The organism is Desulfonatronum sp. SC1 (genome assembly GCF_003046795.1).
Classification (GTDB): domain Bacteria; phylum Desulfobacterota; class Desulfovibrionia; order Desulfovibrionales; family Desulfonatronaceae; genus Desulfonatronum.
This window is the reverse complement of sequence record NZ_PZKN01000012.1, coordinates 23,823-44,146: the sequence shown is the minus strand read 5'-3', so window position 1 is coordinate 44,146 and position 20,324 is coordinate 23,823. Positions and strand designations below refer to the sequence as shown.

15 protein-coding genes are annotated in these 20,324 nt (G+C 58.9%); 13 read left to right on the top strand and 2 right to left on the bottom strand.

The window, feature by feature from the left end; translation table 11 throughout:
- Positions 1–208: 208 nt before the first annotated feature.
- A complete protein-coding gene (locus C6366_RS08335) occupies positions 209–1,222 on the top strand; it encodes an alpha-hydroxy-acid oxidizing protein (protein ID WP_107736955.1) in 1,014 nt (337 codons plus the stop codon).
- On the opposite strand, the gene C6366_RS20590 is transcribed toward C6366_RS08335, so the two are convergent.
- Both C6366_RS20590 and C6366_RS08325 read right to left on the bottom strand, forming a co-directional pair.
- Positions 1,219–2,337 carry a methyl-accepting chemotaxis protein gene (locus C6366_RS20590; RefSeq protein WP_107736953.1) on the bottom strand — a complete coding sequence of 373 codons (1,119 nt, stop codon included), beginning with the start codon at positions 2,335–2,337 and terminating at the stop codon, positions 1,219–1,221. The genes C6366_RS08335 and C6366_RS20590 overlap by 4 nt on opposite strands.
- Before the next feature lie 150 nt (positions 2,338–2,487).
- Positions 2,488–2,826 carry an MCP four helix bundle domain-containing protein gene (locus C6366_RS08325; RefSeq protein WP_107736951.1) on the bottom strand — a complete coding sequence of 113 codons (339 nt, stop codon included), beginning with the start codon at positions 2,824–2,826 and terminating at the stop codon, positions 2,488–2,490.
- A 247-nt stretch (positions 2,827–3,073) separates the two neighbouring features.
- Between C6366_RS08325 and cls the strand changes: the two genes are divergently transcribed.
- The 12 genes from cls (at position 3,074) to dnaB (ending at position 20,286) form a co-directional block, all read left to right on the top strand.
- Positions 3,074–4,507, top strand: a complete 1,434-nt coding sequence (cls, locus tag C6366_RS08320) for a cardiolipin synthase (RefSeq protein WP_107736949.1) — start codon at positions 3,074–3,076, stop codon at positions 4,505–4,507.
- A gap of 246 nt (positions 4,508–4,753) precedes the next feature.
- Positions 4,754–5,365, top strand: coding sequence for a YqaA family protein (locus C6366_RS08315; protein ID WP_107736947.1), 612 nt, complete (start codon positions 4,754–4,756; stop codon positions 5,363–5,365).
- A 66-nt stretch (positions 5,366–5,431) separates the two neighbouring features.
- Positions 5,432–5,833 (top strand): PaaI family thioesterase, encoded by a 402-nt coding sequence (locus tag C6366_RS08310; protein ID WP_107736945.1) that lies wholly within the window; start codon positions 5,432–5,434, stop codon positions 5,831–5,833.
- Positions 5,827–7,239, top strand: coding sequence for an MATE family efflux transporter (locus tag C6366_RS08305; RefSeq protein ID WP_233248433.1), 1,413 nt, complete (start codon positions 5,827–5,829; stop codon positions 7,237–7,239). The genes C6366_RS08310 and C6366_RS08305 overlap by 7 nt, the downstream gene beginning before the upstream one ends.
- 94 nt (positions 7,240–7,333) lie before the next feature.
- On the top strand, positions 7,334–8,563 hold the full coding sequence (locus C6366_RS08300) for an HD domain-containing phosphohydrolase (protein ID WP_107736944.1): 1,230 nt from the start codon (positions 7,334–7,336) through the stop codon (positions 8,561–8,563).
- A gap of 275 nt (positions 8,564–8,838) precedes the next feature.
- Positions 8,839–9,765, top strand: a complete 927-nt coding sequence (locus C6366_RS08295; protein WP_107736942.1) for a biotin--[acetyl-CoA-carboxylase] ligase — start codon at positions 8,839–8,841, stop codon at positions 9,763–9,765.
- Between the two features lie 108 nt (positions 9,766–9,873).
- Positions 9,874–13,575: a pyruvate carboxylase gene (locus tag C6366_RS08290; RefSeq protein ID WP_107736940.1), complete on the top strand. Its 3,702-nt coding sequence runs from the start codon at positions 9,874–9,876 to the stop codon at positions 13,573–13,575.
- A 189-nt stretch (positions 13,576–13,764) separates the two neighbouring features.
- Complete coding sequence (locus C6366_RS08285) at positions 13,765–17,391, top strand: PEP/pyruvate-binding domain-containing protein (RefSeq protein WP_107736938.1); 3,627 nt, start codon at positions 13,765–13,767, stop codon at positions 17,389–17,391.
- Between the two features lie 338 nt (positions 17,392–17,729).
- Positions 17,730–18,041, top strand: a complete 312-nt coding sequence (gene rpsF, locus C6366_RS08280; RefSeq protein ID WP_107736936.1) for a 30S ribosomal protein S6 — start codon at positions 17,730–17,732, stop codon at positions 18,039–18,041.
- A 2-nt stretch (positions 18,042–18,043) separates the two neighbouring features.
- Positions 18,044–18,304 (top strand): 30S ribosomal protein S18, encoded by a 261-nt coding sequence (rpsR, locus tag C6366_RS08275; RefSeq protein WP_107736933.1) that lies wholly within the window; start codon positions 18,044–18,046, stop codon positions 18,302–18,304.
- A gap of 13 nt (positions 18,305–18,317) precedes the next feature.
- Positions 18,318–18,854, top strand: coding sequence for a 50S ribosomal protein L9 (gene rplI, locus C6366_RS08270; RefSeq protein WP_107736931.1), 537 nt, complete (start codon positions 18,318–18,320; stop codon positions 18,852–18,854).
- Between the two features lie 25 nt (positions 18,855–18,879).
- The gene (dnaB, locus tag C6366_RS08265) at positions 18,880–20,286 is read left to right on the top strand and encodes a replicative DNA helicase (RefSeq protein WP_233248432.1); all 1,407 of its coding nucleotides are present in this window, start codon (positions 18,880–18,882) and stop codon (positions 20,284–20,286) included.
- The last annotated feature ends 38 nt before the right edge of the window (positions 20,287–20,324 follow it).

The following is a 20,324-nucleotide window of genomic DNA, read 5'->3' as shown; positions in this document are numbered from 1 at the left end:
AAGTTGAAGACGCGTGTCCGTTGATTGCCATATGAGCCGGAGAACGCGTCTCAGAAGTCGCGTTGAATTCTGGTGGATGGATGTCGTGCTCGGCAATATGAAATAAAAACAGGTGGTTCTAGGTGCGTTGCCCTGAAGTGAAGATTGTTGCTATGCCGGAAAGCGGACTCGTAAAACAAATCAAACTCGTGATTGCAAGGAGGACGTTATGAAGGAAATACATGCTAAAGCGCGGTCGCTGATGAAGGGATACTGCCGGGTCTGTCCGGTATGCGACGGCCGGGTTTGCGCCGGCGAGGTGCCTGGGATGGGCGGTCTGGGAACGGGCTCGTCTTTTCAGGACAATGTCCGGGCCTTGGCGGAAGTCCAGTTCAACATGCGTTGCTTGCACGACGTGGTTGTTCCAGATCTGTCCGTTTCGCTGCTGGGGTTTGATCTGTCCCTGCCCGTGCTGGCCGCGCCCATCGGCGGGGTTTCCTTCAACATGGGCGGAGGCATGCCTGAGGATGAGTATATCCTGGCCAAACTGACGGCCTGCGTGGAGGCCGGGACCGTGGGCTGCACCGGGGACGGCGTGCCGGACTTCATTCATGAAAGCGGGTTCGCCGCGGTCAAGGCCCTTAACGGCAAGGCTATCCCGTTCATCAAGCCCTGGGAAGATCAGGAACTGTTCACAAAGCTGGACAAGGCCCTGGACGCCGGGGCCGAGGTGGTGGGGGTGGACGTGGACGCCGCCGGGTTGGTCACGCTGCGCAAGATGGGTCGCCCCGTGGCTCCCAAGCCGGTCTCCGAGCTGGCGGAAGTAATCCGACGGACCAAGGCCAAGTTCGTGGTCAAAGGGGTGATGACCTCGGACGAGGCCAAGCTGTGCGTGGATGCCGGAGCCGCTGGAATCGTGGTTTCCAATCATGGCGGACGGGTCCTGGACGGAACCCCGGGCACGGCCAGGGTGTTGCGAGAGGTGGCCGATGCCGTTCGCGGCCAGATCGCCGTACTGGCCGACGGGGGAGTGCGCTCCGGCGCGGATGTCTTGCGGATGCTGGCCTTGGGCGCGGATGCGGTGATGATTGGGCGGCCCTTTTCCGTGGCCGTGCTCGGCGGTGGTAAGGAAGGGGCGGCGCAATACCTGGAAAAAATTCGCCAGGAGCTGACCCAGTGCATGGTCCTGACCGGCACGGCCTCGGTTCGCGAGGTGGATTCGCGGATAATTCGGGGATTTTAGGGGCGGGCTTGCGTGGCCGCGCTGCCGCTGCGCTCGGCCAGCTTGCGCACCTCCGCGGCCACCACGGCGAAGCCCTTGCCCGCGTCTCCTGCCCGGGCAGCCTCAATGGCCGCGTTCAGGGAAAGTAGATTGGTTTGACGGGCAATCTCCTCAATGATGGAAATCTTCTCCGCGATCTGCTTCATGGCCGAGACGGTCTGGCTCACGGCCTGGCCGCCGTCCTGGGCGTCCTTGGCCGCCTGCAGGGCGATCTTCTCGGTCTGGGCCGCGTTGTCCGCGTTCTGCTTAATGTTCGCGGTCATCTCTTCCATGCTAGAGGAGACTTCTTCCACTGAGGCCGCTTGTTCCGTGGCCCCCTGGGACATCTGCTCCGAAGATGCGGAAAGCTGCTCACCGCCCGAGGCCACGTTTTCCGAGGCTGCCTTGACCTCTCTCACGATCTCCCGGAGTTTGGCTTGCATCTCTTGCATGGCCTTGCCCAGCACGCCGATTTCGTCTTTTTGGTCCACGTCCAGGCGAGCGTCCAAGTCGCCTTCGGAGAGATCCTCGGAGAAGTGAACGCCCTGGCTGACCGGGCCGGTGATGGCCTTGGTCAGGATGATGCCTAGGGCCATGGCCAGGATTACGCCGATGACGACCCCGGCGATGGCCACTGTCTGGGCCATCGCCGCATCAGTTTCGGCTTCAGAAACGGCTTCAGCGGCGTAAAGTTGGTTGAGTTCCAATACTTCGCGCATCAGCCTTTCGACTTGTCCTTGATACTCAACAACAGTGACAATGGCATGTCGGGTCATGTCATTATACAATGCTTCGATTTCATTCGCCACGGCCAGCAGTTCATCGAACCGGGTGAAGGTCTCCTCGGCCATGGGCAAGGTTTCTTGGAGCAGTATCCGGTTGGCGGCCTCGCTGTTCTCGTCCGATATCGCTGTTTTTATCCTGCTGATGGAGGCATGGAAAGGGTTGTGAGAGGTAGGCATTCGCCTCAAAATATCCAACAGCCTGGGGTTTTCGGTCCTGAATCCTGCAAACCAGCGTCCGAAATTGCAGGCCTCGGGGTTGCCCCCGCCTTCGAACTGTTCTCCACGGGTGATCAGGGTGTAAATTTGGCCCACGAGGGCATGGTGATCACCACGAAATTGTTCTAGATTTGCTCACAGTTCCGTCGGATTGTTGATGCCGAAAGCTTGCAGTTCACGCGCCATTTCCCAGAATATATTGTTAGCATCACGCCATGTAGCAACAACGGCAGTCAATTGCCGCCATTAGGTTGATTCCTCGTCCGTGGCCGGTAAAGCCTCATATACTTCAACGTATCGGGCATACCTTGAACGCGCTTGACTAAATCCTTCAAATTGCCGTTTGGTGTCTTCAGCGCTCAGCCCTGGAATAAGCATGGTCCCTTGGGTCACGCTCAGAGTCACCAACTCCTTTTCAATGTTTAACAACGCCTCCGCGCTGGACAACCGTACGCTTCCGACCCCTTCAATGTGTCCGGAGAGATTGCGGGCTTCCCACCACCCGAACGCCCCCACGATGAAGACGATCAGCGCTACGACGGTAAACCCGCCGACGAGCTTCACGCCAAGACGGATATTTTTCATTGTCCTTCCTCCTCGCTTGCTGTTGATGACCCAGGGACACCGGTTTAGTTATCCGTTATCGACCGTGAGCGAAAATAGTTCACCCGTTGTTGCTCAGGATGTGGCACTTTGTTCTTTTCGGCGTGAATATCTTGCATGATGACTTCACGCATGCAAGTCTTTTTCGCTTGAAAGTGTTTACTGACATCCGCTTTGAGTTGCGATAAACGCCAAATTGGGCTCACGAAACGGTTTGAGGTGGTCTACGATGTTGTTTTGGTTGTCCCTCGCGTTGGATATCAGCGGTTGGGTCGTGCGGTTGACCATGATCCCGGTGGTGGCCATGCGTCAACGCAACGCCGCGACGTGCCTGGCCTGGCTGGCGGTGATCTTCGTTATGCCCTGGCTGGGTCTGATCGCCTACGTGCTTTTGGGCGAGCAAAGCCTTGGCTTTTTGCGGGTCCGCAAGCGCATGAAGCGGCACAAGTCTTTTGACGTTATCCACCGCCATCATGCCGTCCTCCCCGAGGTGGACGACGTTCGAGTCCGGCGGGATCATGAGATTTTGATCCAACTGGCCGAGCGCCACGGCGGGCTGCCGCTTCTGGGAGGAAACCGGGTAGATCTGTTGGCGGACATCGACGACGTGGTTCGGCGTCTGGTCGCGGATATCGACCAAGCCCGGGAGCATGTCCACTTGCTGTTTTACATCTTTCGCGACGACGCCATGGGCCGGAAGGTCGGCGAGGCACTGATCCGGGCGGCGAAGCGCGGCGTGCGCTGTCGATTGTTGTCGGATATGGTCGGGTCCAGGGGCATGTTCAACGGTTTGGGGGCAACGCTTCAGGAGAGCGGGGTCCAGGTGGTGGCGGGATTGACGGCCAATCCGCTCCGGATGCGCCTGGCCCGGCTGGACATTCGCAACCATCGCAAGCTGGCGGTGATCGATGGCAGTATCGCCTATACTGGGTCCCAGAATATCGTGGAGCCGGTCTTCGGCCATCGCAAGGCTGGAGCTTGGCACGACGTGATGGTCCGGATTGTCGGCCCCAGCACGCGCCAATTGCAGTCCGTATTTGTTGAAGACTGGTACCAGGAGACCGGCGACGCTCTTGACTGCGCGTCGCTCTATCCGCCGGTCCTGGAAGAGGGCGAAGTGGCGCTGCAAATCGTCCCCACCGGCCCGGATCTGCCCACCGAGGGGTTCCAGGATTTGCTGATCCAGGCCATCCATTCGGCCCAGCGCAAGGTGGTGATCACGTCCCCCTACTTCATCCCCAACGAGGGAATGCTTACCGCGCTCCGCCTGGCCGTGGGGCGCGGAGTGGTGGTGGATCTGATCCTGCCCCGACGTAGCGACCACCCCATGGTGGACCTTGCCAGTTACCACTATTGCGGCGTCTTGCTGGAGCACGGCGCGAACATTTTTTTGTTTGACGACGGGATGCTGCATGCCAAACTGCTGCGTGTGGACGACTCCATGGCCATGATTGGCTCGGCTAATTTCGACATCCGTTCGTTTTACCTGAACCTGGAAGTGGTCCTCTTTCTTTTTGACCAGGAGTTCCTGTACACGGTCCGTCAACTGCAAAGCCAATACCGCTCCCGATCCGAAAAAGTCGCCCCCCAAACCTGGAACCGCCGCCCTTTTCCCCGCCGCCTCCTGGAATCCATCGCCAAGGTATTCAGTCCGTTGTTGTGAAGTCCCGTTCACGTAATTGAAGTTGTAGTTGGGAAAAAGTAATTGATCATAGGGTGTCGGGGCGACTTTTTTTGGTGTCGATTTCAATTTCGATCCTGATTTCGATTTCGACCTGATCCCGAGGCGTCTGAGCATTTTTCCAGCTTGACGGACAGCCGTTTTTGGCTTTGTAATATCCGTTTTTCACATGTAACCAAAACAGTACGCGCCATGCAGGTCGGGCATGGGCTTGGGGGGTAGGCCGCCGTGAATATTGTCCGTAGATTGTATGACTGGGTGCTGAGTTGGGCCGCGACTCCGTATGGGGCAGCGGCTCTTTTCGTGTTGGCGTTTTTCGAATCCTCGTTTTTTCCCATTCCTCCGGATCCCTTGCTGATCGCCTTGATCCTCGGAGCCCGGGCCAAGGCGTTCCGGTTCGCCGCGGTCTGTTCCGTTGCTTCGGTCAGCGGGGCGTTGTTGGGGTACGCCATCGGCCACTATTCCTGGTGGACACTCAGCGGTGATTTTACCGCTCTGGCTCAATTCTTCTTCAACACCGTTCCGGGGTTCACGGTGGAGAAGTTCGCCATGGTCCAGGGTTTGTTCGAGACCTGGAATTTTTGGATCATTTTTACCGCCGGGTTCACGCCCTTGCCCTACAAGGTGTTCACCATCGCCGGGGGCGCTTTCGACATCTCCCTGGTCCCCTTCATCCTGGCCTCCCTGGTGGGCCGCTCGGCCCGATTCTTCCTGGTGGCTTGGCTGATCTGGCGCTTTGGCGCACAGATCACCACGTTCATCGACAAGTATTTTAACTTGTTGGCGGTATTGTTCACGGTTTTGCTGATAGGTGGGTTCGTGGTGTTGAAGATGGTGTAGGTTGTGAGGGCTGAAACCTGAGACCTGAGGGTTGAAGGTGGAGTGAAAAGACGGGAGGTTGATGTCATGGAGAAGGTCAAGGGGTATATCAATGCCAATGATCGGTTGGCTCGGTTTTTGGGCATCGAGATCGTGGACATCGGGCCGGGGACGGCCACGGCCAGGATGACCCTAGCTGATGAGCATACCAACAGTCTGGGCATGGCCCATGGCGGAATCTTGTTCACCCTGGCGGACTTGGCCTTTGCCGCGGCCTGCAACTCCCACGGCAACGTGGCCCTGGGGGTGCAGGTGAGCATCCATTATCACAGGCCCGTGTCCTCCGGCGTTCTGACCGCCGTGGCCAGGGAGCTGACCCAGGGGGGGAGGATGGCCAGTTATATGGTGGAGGTCCGTGATGAGTCCGCCAACCTGGTCGCCTCGTTCCAGGGGCTGGCTTACCGGAAGAAGGAACCGCTTCCTTGCTGAACCATCCCAAGGGTGGAACGGTCCCTCCGCCCCCTCAGAAAAAGATCAACTTCGATCCCTCCGCCTCGCCCACCAAGGCCATCTGGCGGCTGGCCTGGCCCCAGGTGGTGATGATGTTGTTTCACTTCCTGATCGGCTTTGTCGATGTCTGGGTGGCCGGGCGGATCAGCCGGGACGTACAGGCCAGTATGGGCATGGTCAGCCAGTCCTTTTTCATCTTTTTGGTGGTGGCCATCGCCGTAAGCAACGGGACCGTTGCCGCCATCAGCCAGTCCTACGGCGCGGGCCTGATCCATCGGGTCCAGCGCTACGTGGGCCTTAGCCTGCAAACCGCTGCGGTCTTCGGTGCGGCCCTCCTGGTTTTCGGCTATGCCTTTCAGGGCTCCCTGGTCCGGATATTGCAGACCCCGGAAAGCATGCTGCCGATCATGACCTATCTGCTCAGCGTCTATCTGCTGGTCCTGCCCGCCTACTATCTGTTCATCATCGGCAATGCCATCCTGCGGGCTCAGCAACTGGTCCTTTATCCGCTGTATTGCATGATGCTGGTGGCCGGGCTGAACACTTTCGGGGATTTCGCTCTGGGGCTGGGGATGTTCGGGTTCCCGAATCTGGGGTACAAGGGGCTGGCCTGGAGCACCTTTGGTTCGGTCCTGGCCGGGGGGCTGTTCAATGTCTGGATTCTTCGGCGCAGGAAGCTTCTGGTTCGAAGAAGCTTCGCCCCCTGGAAATGGATTCGGTGCGCCTTTCCCTACTTGTTCCGGGTGGCTTGGCCAGCCGGGGTGATGCAGTTGGTCTGGCATTCGGCCTACATCACCTTGTTTTCCATCACCGCCAGTCTGCCAGAGGGCAGCGTGGTGGCCCTGGCCGGGATGAGCGCCGGGATGCGCGTGGAATCGTTGATGTTCCTGCCCGGGTTCGCTTTCAATTTCACGGCCGGGATTCTGGTGGGACACTATCTTGGCGCCAGGAAGCCCGAGGAAGCCAAGCGCATGGGCTATCGGATTCTGGGCCAGGGGCTGCTGGTGATCTGCCTGCTGACCGTGGTCCTCTGGCAATTCCTGGAGCCCATCGCCGCTTTCGTCGCCCCGGATCCGGAGGTTCGGGACGAGGCGGTGAACTACCTGCGCTACAACCTCGCGGCCATGCCTTTTTTACTGATTTCCATGATTCTGGGCGGGGCGCTCACCGGGGCAGGGGCGACAATCTACCAATCCCTGATTATGGGCGGCTCGGCCTGGCTGGTGCGCATTCCTCTGGCCTTCGTCCTGGGCCATCTGATCTTCGCCCAGGCCACCGGGATCTGGCTGGCCATGTTCCTGTCCATGGCCGTCCAAGCCCTCTGCGTGGCCTACGTTTATCAGTTCTGGAACTGGCAGCGCTTCGCCATGCGCAAGCAGCGGTGAATAGGGGCGAATGGTTTTAATTCGAGTTTGATGTGGGTAGTGAGTGACGCGGTGATGGGTTCTTTTCGACAAATTGAAGACAACGAGGTTGTTCATGAAGTCGATAGTCGACACCTCTTCGTTGCATGAGGGCATTTCGCGTGTTTTGGCAGTATTTCAGAAGCTGCGGGAATTGCGCGGAGCGGATGCCATATTGGATCGCATTCTTCTCGAGGCTCGCGAAATCTGCAATGCGGAAGCCGGCTCAATCCTTCTGGTCAAGGAAGACCGTCTCGTCTTCAGCATTGTGCACAACGACTTTCTGTTCAGTGCGCACGGGATCAACAAGCATCTCTATCTCGACGCTTCAGTGCCTATCGATGATTTTTCAATTGCCGGGTATACGGCCAAACACTCCGAGACTTTGCGTCTGGACGACGTCTATGCCCTGCCTCCCTCGTATTCCTTCAAATTCAATCCTGCTCTGGACAAGCAGAGCGGCTACCGCACAAAGTCTGTTCTCTCCCTGCCTCTGATCAATTTTCAAGGCCGTGTCTGCGCGGTGCTCCAACTCATCAATTCCCTGGACCAGGACGACAAGGCCGTGTCGTTTCCCGAGGAGGCCGTCGCCTGTGTCAGCCTGCTGGCGAATCACGCCTCGGCCTGCATCGAAAACGGCATGACCACCAACGAACTGATCCTGCGGACAATCCGCATGTCCGAGCTACGCGACCCGGCGGAAACCGGGCCGCATGTGCAGCGGGTGGGGGCGTATTCCGCGGAAATCTATCACCGCATGGCCCAGGAAAGCGGCCTGGATGCCTCGGAGATCAAGCGGCGCAAGGATCTGATCCGGATGACCGCCATGCTGCACGACGTGGGCAAGGTGGGCATCTCGGACGTCATTCTCAAGAAGCCCGGCAAGCTGACCAGCGAAGAGTACGAGGTCATGAAGCGCCACACCCTGTACGGGGCGCATCTGTTTCGCAACGCCGTTTCGGAGATGGACGTCATGGCCCGGGAGATCGCCCTGAACCACCATCAGCGCTTCGACGGCAAGGGCTATCCAGGCCGCGTGTCCAACATCGAAGACGTAGACGCCATGACCGTGGGAACCATGGCGGGGGAGGACATTCCCCTGCAAGCCCGCATCGTGGCCCTGGCCGACGTGTTCGACGCCTTGATTTCCAAAAGAGCTTACAAGGAGCCCTGGACTATTGGTATGGCCCTGGACGTGATCCGCAAGGAATCCGGCCAACAGTTCGATCCCGAGGTCGTGAGCGCTTTTCTGTCTATTCTGGACGTCATTGAGGCTATTCGAGCCAAGTATCAGGAAGCAGTGTAGCCCTGGGGAGAGACCCTGCTATTTCCATCGTCTGGCCAAGTTGTTTAAACACGAGGCACACGGGGATCACGGGGAAAGAAACTCTGGTTTTTCGGAATATGTTCCCCGTGCTCCCCGTGGTTAAATCTTCAGCGGTGTCGGTTGTTGCCCCAAAATGACATTGTAGCGATAGTCCCTGACGACACCTGTTTTTTTGCAGAAGTGGCGGACGGGTTTTGCCACGGGGCTCACGGAGTGCACGTGGCGGGCAGGGTTGTGTCTGGCCGAGGTGAACGATGACTACTTGTGGAACGGCTTTTCTTTTTTCCGAAGAAGTTCAGGATCTGCTCGGTGGTTCGCATCCCGTGGAGATGTCCGCGGTCCATCCACTTTGGGATCAGGCGATACGGCATTGGGGGCCGTGGTGCGAGGGGAGGGTGGCCGTTGATGACCCTGACGGCGGCGATTTGGGGATCACGGGGTGGACCGCGGCTCGAAGCGGAACGGGTAACGTCTTTTTGTGTCGGGACTGCTCCTCGGCCTTTGACGTTGCCTGGAAGCTGAACGGCTGGGGCTTGTTGGCGGAATGGGGCGCGGTGATCGCCGCGACGCAGTGGACAGGGCGGGGCCAGGTTCGGCGTCCGTGGCAGTCGCTGCCGGGAAATCTGCATGTGGTTTGGCGATCGCCGATGGTTCCAGGTGAGTGGGACGGTCTGACGTCCCTGATTCCGGCTTGGCTGACGGCCCGTGTTCTCGGAAGCCTGGGCTGGGAGGTCCGGCTGAAGTGGCCCAATGATCTGGTCTGGAACGGAAAAAAGATTGGCGGGATTTTGGCCGAGCAACGCGGAGAAACCGTTATGGTCGGACTGGGATTGAACTTCGTCGCGGCTCCGGCCTCGGACATGCTCCGGGATGGTGCGGCGCTTCCAGCCGGTTCCATGGGCGGTCGAATCGATCCGGCAACGTGCTGGGATCGGCTTGTTTCCGAGTGCGAATCCTGGTACAAGAACAACTTGCCCGTACTCCGGCCCGAGCATTTTGCCGGGGCCTTTTCGGACGTTCTGCTGTGGAAAAATCGCTCCGTGGCTATCGCGGAATATGGCGAGGGCCGTGCCGAAGTCCGTGGCGTGGTGCTGGGAGTGGCCGTTGACGGAGGCTTGCTGCTTTCCGTGGACGGCAAGGTTCGGCGGATCACATCCGGGGAGATTCGCCCCCTGGCATGAGGGGTGGGAGAAGGGTAGGCGAAACCGTTTGGCAAATTATCCGAACATGCCCGGCGGCGGCGACGCGACAGGACTATAAACCACATAACTGAATACAGGTGATGATCGATGGCGACCAAGACTTTCGAACAAGTGGCCAAGGAAATTGAAGGAAAGCCGATTCTCGTGGCGAACCGGGGCATTCCGGCCCGGCGGATCGTCCGCTCCATTCAGGAGGTTTTTCACGCCATACCGATCATGACGGCCACGGATGTGGACAAGACCGCGCCGTTCACCGCCGGGGCTCAGGAATTGATGCTGCTGGGGGAGAATCCTCGGGCGTATCTCGATATCGATCTGATCATCCGCAAGGCCAAGGCCCGCGGCGTGATCGCCATTCATCCCGGCTGGGGCTTCGCTTCCGAGGACCAATCCTTTCCGGAGAAATGCGCCGCCGCCGGGATCACCTTCATCGGGCCTCCTCCGGAAGCCATGCATCTGCTCGGCAACAAGGTCGAAGTCCGCAAGCTGGCCAAAAGGCTGGGGGTTCCGGTGGTTCCCGGCTCGGAAGGCGCGGTGAGTGTGGCCGAGGCCAGGGAGATCGCCTACTCCCTGGGGTTCCCCGTGATGCTCAAGGCCGAGGGCGGTGGCGGCGGGCGGGGCATCTACGAGGTCTTCAAGCCTGAACAGCTTGAGCGGGCCTTTGCCAAAGCCTCGGCCCTGGCCGAAGCCTCCTTCGGCAACCCCCGGCTGTACGTGGAGAAGCTGCTGACCTCGGTACGGCACATCGAAATCCAGATCGTGGCGGACCAGTACGGAAACTCCCACGCCCTGGACGAACGGGACTGCACGGTGCAGCGCAACCACCAGAAGCTGGTGGAGATCACCCCTTCGCCCTGGCCGAAGTTTACACCGGAACTGCGGGAACAATTGAAGAAATACGCCTGCGAATTGTCCACCAGCGTGGGCTATTACTCGCTGGCCACCGTGGAATTCCTCCTGGACGAGAACGCGACCCCATATTTGATCGAGGTGAACACCCGCTTGCAGGTGGAGCACGGCATCACCGAATGCCGTTACGGGATCGACCTGGTGGAGGAGCAGATCGCCATCGCCTTCGGTTCCAAGCTGCGTTTTTCCAAAAAGACCGTCCTGCCGTCCAACCATGCCATGCAGGTCCGCATCAACTGCGAAGACCCGCAGCAGAATTTTTCGCCCAACTCCGGAACCCTCACCCGGTACATCTCCCCGGGCAGTCAGGGCATCCGCGTGGATTCCTGCGTTTCCGTGGGCTACGAGTTCCCGGCCCAGTACGATTCCGCGGCCTCGCTGCTCATCGCCTATGGCCGCGACTGGGAGAAGATTCTGGGCATCATGAGCCGTGCCTTGCGGGAATACATTGTCGGCGGGGTGAAGACGACCATCCCGTTTCACCGCCAGATCATGCTTCATCCCAAATTTCGGTCCGGCGAGTATGACACCAACTTTATCGCTAATACCCCTGAACTCCTGGAGTACGTTGACAAGGAGCCCCAGGCTCTGCGTCTCTCTCGCCTGGTGGCGGAGATTTCCGCCCACGGCTACAACTCCTACGTCCAACTCGGCGAATACCGAGGCCGCCATGACAAACGCGTGGGCCGGTTTGCGCCGGTGCTTCCCGAGATCGACTTCAAGGCCTACAAGCCCGCTTATCCCCGCGGGGACCGGCTGGCTCTGCTGGACTACATCCGGGATTCCGGGCTGGTCCACTTCGTGGACACCACCACCCGCGACCTGACCCAGTCCAACAGCGGCAACCGCTTCCGACTGGCCGAGGATCGGCTGATCGGCCCGTACCTGGACAACTGCGGCTTCTTCTCTCTGGAAAACGGCGGCGGGGCGCATTACCACGTAGCCATGCTGGCCAACATGACCTACCCGTTCACAGAGGCCATGGAGTGGAATCAGTTCGCGCCCAAGACCATGAAGCAGATTTTGATCCGCTCCACCAACGTTCTGGGCTACAAGCCGCAATCCAAGAACGTGATGCGTCTGACCGGGGAAATGGTCTGCGAGCACTACCACGTGATTCGTTGCTTCGACTTCCTGAACCATATCGAAAATATGCGTCCTTTTGCCGAGGTGGTGCTGAATTCCCGTGAGCACATCTTCGAGCCGGCCATTTCGATGTCCTGGGCCAAGGGCTTCGACGTCCCGCACTATCTGGGCGTGGTGGAGGAAGTTCTGGACATGGTTTCCGGAGTCACGGGCATGGACCGGACCAAGGCCACCCGGCATTTCGCCCTGGGCCTGAAGGACATGGCCGGAGTCTGCCCGCCGCGGTTCATGCGCGAGCTGGTGGGGGCGATTCGCACCAAATATCCTGAACTGGTGGTCCATTATCATCGGCACTACACCGACGGCTTGTTTGTGCCGGCGGTGGGCGCGGCGGCCCAGGCCGGAGCGCATATCGTGGACGTGGGCATCGGCGCGGCGGTGCGCTGGTACGGCCAGGGCGAGGTGCTGTCCACCGCGGCCTACCTGGAAGACGAGTTGGGTCTGAAGACCAACCTGAACAAGGAGATGATCCGGACCTGTGGGTTCGTGCTCAAGCAGATCATGCCCTATTACGACCGCTACACCGCGCCGTACTTTCAGGGCATCGACCATGACGTGGTGGAGCATGCCATGCCGGGCGGGGCGACCTCGTCGTCTCAGGAAGGTGCCATGAAGCAAGGCTACATTCATCTGCTGCCGTACATGCTCAAGTTCCTGGCCGGAACGCGCAAGATCGTCCGGTACCACGACGTCACCCCCGGTTCCCAGGTGACCTGGAACACGGCGTTTCTGGCCGTGACCGGGGCGTTCAAGCAGGGCGGCGAGCGGGCCGTTCGGCGAATGCTCCAGGTATTGGAAGCCGTGACCACCATTCCGGAGGCCGAGCTGCCCGAGGATATTCGACGGGCTCGCCTGGAATTGTACGGGCACAGCAACGACGCGTTCCGCAACTTGTTGTTGGGCAAGTTTGGGCGGCTGCCCCTGGGCTTTCCGGCGGATTGGATCTACGAGAGCGCCTTTGGTCCGGACTACCGCAAGGCCTTGGCCCAACGCGTGGAAGTATCCCCACTGGACAACATCGTCGACGTGGACCTGGGTGCCGAACGCCAAACCCTGTCCGAACATATCCAGCGCGATCCCTCACATGAAGAGTTCGTCAATTACCTGAACCATCCCGGCGACGCGCTGAAGACCATCGAATTCCGGCAGCGCTTCGGCGACCCGAACCAACTTCCTCTGGATGTCTGGTTCGAAGGGCTGGAGCCCGGACAGGAGATGCAGTTTCTGGACAGCGACGGCAAGCCCCGGACCATGATGATTCTGGACATTTCCCGCCCGGACGCCCAGGGGGTGAGCGTGGTTCGCTATACCCTGGACTCGGAGTTCCTTACCCACCAGGTCAAGGTAGCCGAAGCTTCGGGCAAGGTCCTGGAAGGATTGGAGATGGCCGTTCCCGGCAATCCCTACCACGTCGGATCGCCCTGCAACGGGGATCTCTGGGTGATGCACGTCAAGCCCGGTGACGTGGTCCATCAAGGTGAAGAGTTGTTCAACATTTCCGTCATGAAGCAGGAAAAGTCGATCCTCTCTCCGGTCAACGGCCAGGTGAAGCGGGTCCTGAAATTCGCCAACTTCACCGAGGACCGCAAGATGGTTCCGGTCCGCGAGGGCGAGTTGATGGTGGAACTCAGCGACATGCCTCGTCTGTGCGGCGGTTGCTCCTGTCCGTTGCCCTTTTTGGAAGAGGTGAACTTTTGTCCGTCCTGCGGTCATCAACACGGTCAGGAAGGGTGACCGGCAAAGCCTCGCGCGGATTGACTTCGCGTGATTTGAAACGCTAAGTGTACAGCGGTATTTGCATGTTGAGGCACTGAGATCGCTTCAGGATCGCCACGACATGAATACCTTGGAAACCGACTGCCCTTTTCCCGGGATGAAGTTGTCGCCCGTAAAGCCGGAACGTGCCGTGAAGGAGGAGTGAGAATGGCCAAATCAGACAAGGATAAAGGTTCATCCGCCAAGGAGAGCCCTGCCGTCGCCGATGCCGAGGTCAAAGCCGCCAAGGGAGCGAAAAAAGCCGAGATTGCGGTAATTGAGAAGAAACTCGTCCTGACCGGCGAAGACATCGTCACGCTGGGCGAGCCCGCGGAACTGCTGGTGGGAGGGAAGAACTACAACACCGCCCTGATCAGTCAGGTCGAGAACATCCGAGCCCCTCAGTTCAGGGCCATATCATCCATTGTCTTTCATCGGCTGCTTGATGAAACCAAGGTCAATGCGGCGTTGATCCGGTCCTCCGTGGACAAGGAGTACGACCGGATCAACTGGAGCGATTCCGAGATCAACAAAGATCCGGAATTCATCAGGCACCTTGTGCGCCGCTTGGCAAAACAGATCAAGGATTCCGAAAAAGGGAAGGAAAGCCAGGTCAAGCTGCGGACTTTCATCAACAATATCGTTGAAGGCTTCGCCGTCTCTCCCGAGGGTATTGACCAACTCCGTAAGCGTTCCGTGCTGGTCCAGGTGGCCATTTTGGCCGTCCAGATGCCCGCGGATCTGGAGGACGCCGTCAAGCAGTCCTACACGGATATCTGCAAGGAAGCCGGCCTGGAGAACATCCCCGTGGCCGTGCGCTCTTCAGCCGCCGGAGAAGATAGCCGCAAGAAGGCCTTTGCCGGGTTGCAGGACACCTACCTGAACATCGTCGGCGAGCAGTCCGTGGTGGAAGCCTACCAGTGGGACTGCGCCTCGGCCTACAACCTTCGGAGCATGACCTATCGCCGGGAAGCCATCCTGGACATGGTCGCCCTGGCGGAACGTACCGGCGACGAGTCTATCGTGGAGAATGCCAAGAAGGAATGGGCCATCGAGAACACGTCCCTGTCCGTGTGCATCATGCGGATGATCAATCCGATGATCTCCGGAACGGCCTTCAGCGCGGACACTTCCACTGGTTGTCGGGGCACGGATCGTCACGACCTGGTCTCCATCGACGCGAGCTACGGTCTGGGCGAGGCCGTGGTCAGCGGGATGGTCACCCCGGACAAGTTCTACGTTTTTCAGCGCGACGACGGTGTGGAAATCGTACTGCGCTACATGGGCTTCAAGACCAAGAAGATCATTTACGCGGAAAAAGGGGCCGGCACCGTCACAGTGGATGTCCCCATCGACGAGGTCTTCCGCTGGTCCCTCTCCTTGGCCCAGGCCGAGGAACTGGCCAGGGGCGTGCGCTGTATCAGCAAGAGCTACGGGGGAATGATCACGGATACCGAGTTCTGCATCGACAGTTCGGACCGAATCTGGTTCGTCCAGGCCCGACCAGAGACTCGTTGGAACGAGGAACTGGAGAAGCATCCACATACGATTTTCATGCGTCGGCTGGAGGTCGATCCGTCAGCCATCCAGAAAGCCGAACTCATCCTGGAAGGTAACGGTGCGTCCCGCGGCGCGGGGCAAGGAATCGTTCGTTTTCTGCGGTCTGCTCTGGAACTGAACAAGATCACCAAGGGCGACATTCTGGCCGCTGATCGAACCGACCCGGACATGGTCCCCGGAATGCGGATCGCCTCGGCAATTCTCGCTGATGCCGGCGGAGACACCAGTCACGCGGCCATTACTTCTCGTGAGTTGGGGATTCCAGCGGTGATCGGCATCCAGCGCCTGGAGACGCTCCAGGGGTTGGACGGCCAGGAAGTGACCGTGGACGGCTCCCGCGGGCGGGCCTATCGAGGTTTGCTGCCTCTGGTTGAGGTGGGCGGGGAGATCGACGTCAGCGCCTTGCCGAAGACCAAGACCAAGATCGGCCTGATTCTGGCCGACGTGGACCAGGCGCTCTTTTTGTCCCGGTTGCGGGAACTGCCGGATTTCGAGGTCGGCTTGCTCCGCGCTGAGTTCATGCTGGGCAGCGTCGGGGTTCATCCCCTGGCCCTTGAAGCCTACGACAACGGCCAGCTTCAGGTTTTGGTGGACAAGAAGCTGAGCGAGCTGAACAACGAGTTGACCAAGCTGGTTCGGGAGCAGTTGACCCAGGGGATCATCACCTTTGATCTTAAATTGCGCCAGTACGTGGGCATCGTCACCGGCCTGAGCAAGGAAATCGAAACCCTCACCGAGAAAGGCGGGGACAAAGGCACGGATCAGGTTTTGGCCATCCACCGGCAATTGCGGGACCTGGACGTTAAGCTGAACGAGCATCTGGAACTGGCTTCCCACAAGCTGGAACAACTGAAAACCGCTCCGGATCTGCGCGAGCACGTGATTACGATCATGGGCTTCTCGGAGTTGCTCGACAGCACCCACGGACTGGATGAAGAACGACTCAAGCATCGTCAGGAAATCGAGGACAGGGTCCAGGGGATTATCCAGCGGATCAAGGACGAGCCCGTGGTCGTGGATATCATGAAGCGCATCGACTCCATGCGCACGGAAGTGGCGTTGCGTTCCGGCCTGGAACGGGAGCGGGAAGAGGTGCGCACCCTGCCGCAACGGATCAAGGACCTGATTCGCTCCAAGGGGTATCGGTCCGGCAAGGAACACTACATCCAGACCCTGGCCCAGGGCCTTTCCCTGTTCGCCATGGCCTTTTACGGCAAGGAGATCATCTATCGGACCACGGACTACAAGACCAACGAGTACCGGAATTTGATGGGCGGCCTGCTTTTCGAGTCCATGGAAGACAATCCCATGCTCGGCTTTCGGGGTGTCTCCCGCAACATCCATGACTGGGAGATTGAGTCCTTTAAACAGGCTCGTGGGATTTTTGGAGGCAGGAACCTCAATCTGATGCTGCCCTTTGTGCGGACTCTGGAAGAGGCCCGCAGCATGCGCCGTTACCTGGAAGGCGTCCACAACCTCAAATCCGGGGACGACGGCCTGAAGATCATCCTGATGTCCGAAATTCCCAGCAACGCGATCCTGACCAAGCAATTCATCCAGGAGTTCGACGGCTTCTCCATCGGCTCCAACGACATGACCCAGTTGGTGCTGGGCACTGATCGGGACAACCCACGGTTGCGGCACATCTACGACGAGGAAGATCCGGCCGTGGTATGGGCCATCCTGAGCACGATCTTCACCGGACAGAAGTTCGGAAAGAAAGTCGGTTTTTGCGGACAGGGCGTGTCCAACAGCAAGATCATCCGCGGGCTGGTCTGCATCGCCGGCATTGTTTCGGCCTCCGTGGTGCCGGACACCTACGCCCAGACCAAAAAGGACGTCGCCGAACTGGAAGCCGAGAAGATCCCCGTTGAAAAGCTGGGCGCGTGGCTCAAGGAACAGCATCTGGAGCGCTTGAAAAAGGTCATGGCCGAGAACAAGTACGACCACATCCTGAAGAAGAACCGCACGGCCAAGGACTTGATGGATTGGTTCGAGGGCGAAATGACTAGGCTGCACGAACAACTTCAGGATCAGATCGGCAAACCCCGAGAGGATTTCTTGCGTCAAGAGATCGATCAGTTTCGGCGGCTTTTCCACAAGCCAGCTATCTATGCCAACTGGGATTGGGAGGAGACCGTCCTGGACGCCCTGCGCCATTCCGGGTTCCAGTCGTATGAAGAACAGGTCGCGGCCTTGCGCGAGCAGCGAGCCAAGTACAACCCCGCCGGTTAGGTTGTCGATTTTCCCTCACATCCTCTCGCCGACATCAAGCCGCTCTGAACGAACGAAATGAGAAAGGCCCCGGAAACGGGGCCTTTTTTATAGCATGAAGTCCATCGTCGTGCCCGTTCACGTTCACGAAAGGCTTATGGCGCTTCAACTTGGTCCTCCTCCGTCGACCACGAACGGAGGTGTATGGGCCTGGGCGGAGTGGCCAGAGTACAGCCGATCCATCGTGTGAGCGTCGCGAACTCGATTGACAAGACGAGAGTCATGGGTTTAAGTTCCCTCTTTTCCTTGCTCTGGCCTTGGGGGCCAGGGCCGAATCAGACCGCAAGGAGGAGACGATCATGCGGCACTATGAAACATTGATGCTCTTTAGCCCGGAAATGCCGGGAGAGCGTCGTCAGGAGATCGTTGCCGGAATGTCTGCTATTGTGCAGCGGGACGGCGGCAAGATCCTGGCGGAGGACGACTGGGGGATGCGAACCTTGGCTTATCCGGTACGCAAGCAGACTCGCGGCCACTATTTCCGTCTGGAATACGCGGCCTCGGGCGCGGTTGTCGCGGAAATGGAGCGGAATCTGCGCATCACGGACGGGGTGTACAAGTTTCTTTGCGTGAAGCTGGCCGATACCTATGAAGAACCCAAGGAGAGCTGATCATGGCATTCAGAAAGTTCACCCCCCGGAAAAAGTTTTGTCGATTCTGCGCGTCCAAGGATCTGAAGATGGACTATAAGCGTCCTGACCTGCTGCGGGACTTCGTCAACGAGCGGGGCAAGATCATCGCTCGTCGCGTGACCGGAACTTGCGCCAAGCACCAGCGGGAGTTGACCACGGAAATCAAGCGCGCCCGGCAGATGGCTCTGTTGTTCTACACGGCCACGCATAGCGTTGATGCCATGAAACGGACCACCGGCTAGGAGGGAGTTGGTTATGGAAATCATTTTACGTACGAATATGGACAACCTGGGCGCTCTCGGCCAAGTGGTCAACGTCAAGCCCGGGTATGGCCGCAACTACTTGATTCCTCAAGGGTTGGCCATGCTGGCCACTCCGGCCAATAAAAAACGTTTCGAGTTGGAGCGTAAAAAACTTCAGGAAAAATTGGACGCCGTGCGTTTCGCGGCTCAGGAACTTGCCGACAAGATCAGCGCCGTTGCGTTGCGGATCCCTGTGCGTGTCGGCGAAGGTGAAAGGCTCTACGGTTCGGTGACCTCCGGGAATATCGCCGATCTGTTGAACACAGATCACGGTTTGGACGTGGACAAGAAGACCATCTTGCTCAACGATCCGTTGCGCGCTCTGGGCGATTACACCGTTGAAGTCCGAGTGTTTCAGGACATCAGGGCTCTGCTTCAGGTTGCCGTGGTTCGCCACGACGCGGACCAGGCGGGCCAGGCCGAAGTTCCGAAAACGGACGCGGTCGAAACGACCGAGCTCGCCGTCGAAGCAACGCAAGCGGAGGAGTAGGCTCTCCCCCCGCTGGGACCGGCTCGTGCCACGCTCACCTCAAAAAAATACCGTCGCTGGAAAGGCGACGACCATCATCGGCAAGACGCCCCCCCAGAACCTGGAAGCCGAACAAGCGGTTCTGGGGGGGATTTTTTTGCGCCCGGACCTGATCGACGCTTTACTCGAAATCGTCGGCGAGGACGATTTCTACTCACCGGCTCACCGGAGCATTTTTCAGTCCTGCATTCAGCTTTACCAGCGCCGGGTGCCCATTGACCTGGTCACCCTGGTCGATCATCTTCAAAACTCAGGGATCCTGGAAGAAGTGGGCGGGCCGGTTTATCTGGCCTCCCTGACCGAATCCCTGGTTGCCGCCTCTCATGCCGAATCCTATGCCCGGATCGTCCGGGACAAGGCCATCCTGCGACGGCTGATCGGTGCCGCATCCGATATCGTCGTCAATTGCCACGAGGGCGGACAGGACGTGGACAAAGTTCTGGACGAATCGGAAGCGGCCATTTTCGCCATTTCCGAGAACAGAACCAAGAGCATTTTTTCCACCACCAAGGAATTGGTTAATCAGGTGTTCGAGCACCTGGAGAAGCGGGTCGAGCGCCAGGAACTGGTTACCGGCGTACCCACGGGCTACCATAAGTTGGACGAGATGACCGCCGGGCTGCAACCCTCGGACCTGATCATCATCGCGGCCCGGCCCAGCATGGGCAAGACCGCCTTTGCCCTGAACATCGCCATGCGGGCCGCCATACTCAAGGATGTCCCTACGGCCATCTTTTCCCTGGAAATGTCCAAGGAACAGTTGATGATGCGCATGCTCTGCGCCTGGGGCAAGGTGGATCTGGCCAGGTTTCGGCGCGGTTTCTTGAACGACGAGGACTGGACCCGCTTGTACCATGCCGCGGACGCCCTGTCCCAGGCACCCATGTTCATCGACGATACCCCGGCCTTGGGAACCCTGGACCTGCGGGCCAGGTGTCGCAGGCTTAAATCCGAAAAGAATTTGGGCTTGGTGGTGGTGGATTATCTTCAGTTGATGCGGGCCAGTCGTCGGATCGACTCCCGCGAGCAGGAAATTTCCGAAATTTCTCGAACCCTGAAAGGGCTGGCCAAGGAATTGGACCTGCCGATGATCGCCCTGGCCCAGCTCAACCGCAAGGTCGAGGAGCGCAGCAACCGGCGGCCGATGCTTTCGGATTTACGTGAATCCGGAGCGATAGAACAGGATGCGGACGTGATTGCCTTCATCTATCGCGATGAAGTGTACAACAAGCAGGAAGGCAACCCCAAAAAAGGCATCGCGGAGATCATCATCGGCAAGCAGCGCAACGGGCCCGTGGGCGAGGTTGAACTGGCCTATCTGGACTCGTACACCGCGTTTGAGAACCTGGTTGACGTCCCACCGCCTTCGGAAAGTTTTCAATCCGGCGCGTAGGGTTGTCTCTTGCGCACCGGGCCCCGAAAGACAAGGAG